The organism is Allocoprococcus comes (assembly GCF_013300725.1).
Classification (GTDB): Bacteria; Bacillota; Clostridia; order Lachnospirales; family Lachnospiraceae; genus Allocoprococcus; species Allocoprococcus comes_A.
Genome location: NZ_JAAIMM010000091.1, coordinates 1 through 1,067, shown reverse-complemented (window position 1 = coordinate 1,067; position 1,067 = coordinate 1). Strand labels below are relative to the sequence as shown.

The window sequence follows — 1,067 nt, the reverse complement described above, 5'->3', positions numbered from 1 at the left end:
CGTGTACTGCTTTTCGCAGTAACGTCTGCAGATTTCGGACACGTTGCCCCATTTTGCGGAACCATGTTCCACGCCTCTTCTATAATTTCTTTTTTGGGATTCATAAATACCAATGCCTAAGAAATAGGCTGCTGTGAATATCAGAATACATTTGAACGTATACGGTGTATACGTGATAAAAAACGGCTGTTCGAGTTTTTCGCTCAGCGTTTCTAAGATTTGAATAAAATTCTTATCCGGTGTAATGGCACAAGCGGTAATCGCTGCCGCCCACCAGACAAATGGCAGAAATACAAGATACAGAACCCAGTCCTGCTTTTTTGTACTTATCTCTGCAAGTCAGATTCTCTTTTCTTGCGTGGCTTTTCTTCTGGATGTCCCTGTCCTTCTTTCTTATGAAAGGAATCCACTCCCGGTATCAGTGAGAGACTTCTGCCGTTGTCCCACTTAACACCGAGCTGGCCTGCATCATCCACATACTGCACAGTTCCTTCCAGTCCCTGCGGCATACCCGCTTCTCCGTCCATCGAATTCAGACAGATTCTTGTTCCTGCCGGATACTGTTCTCTAAGTCTTGCCACTTTTTCTCTTGAATAAATGACCAATCAACCACTCCTTTCTCTACCAGAACATGTGCCTGCTAGTATTCGGTTTTGCAACCTGAATAATAACTTTATCTATTCCATCACTGTATCTTCCGGCTGCAAGATATTTACTTCTGAGTCTGTTCAGTGCCTTACGGATCTGCCTTTGTTCCCCGGCTGTAATCTGCAGTCGTTTCTGGGCGAGGTCGTATTCACTTACTTTTTTCAGAAGGGCTTTCGTTTCTTCCAAACATTCATCCTGCTCACTCTGTGCCTGCAGCTCATCATTCAGTGCCACCACGAACATATTTTTCATAATGTTATCCATCTTCAAATAGTATTTTGTCATCTGGCTGACCTCCTTTTTTATTACACCAACCATATCACAAGACCTCAGTAATAGCTACTCCAACCGTCCAACTTTTTCACTTTTATCGTTCCGGCTGGCTCTTTGCTTTTTTCTCTTTTCCAGATGCTTTTTCA

General features: G+C 43.3%; 2 protein-coding genes. Both read right to left on the bottom strand.

Annotated features, from left to right (window positions below):
* Positions 1-326: 326 nt before the first annotated feature.
* The gene (locus tag G4407_RS16155; RefSeq protein ID WP_080543130.1) at positions 327-581 is read right to left on the bottom strand and encodes a DUF4314 domain-containing protein; all 255 of its coding nucleotides are present in this window, start codon (positions 579-581) and stop codon (positions 327-329) included.
* A 40-nt stretch (positions 582-621) separates the two neighbouring features.
* A complete protein-coding gene (locus G4407_RS16150) occupies positions 622-933 on the bottom strand; it encodes a hypothetical protein (protein WP_044927369.1) in 312 nt (103 codons plus the stop codon).
* Positions 934-1,067 lie beyond the last annotated feature (134 nt).

Coding starts and splice junctions, on each gene's coding strand:
- G4407_RS16150 (WP_044927369.1), bottom strand. CDS start 933: ATGACAAAATACTATTTGAAGATGGATAACATTATGAAAAATATGTTC.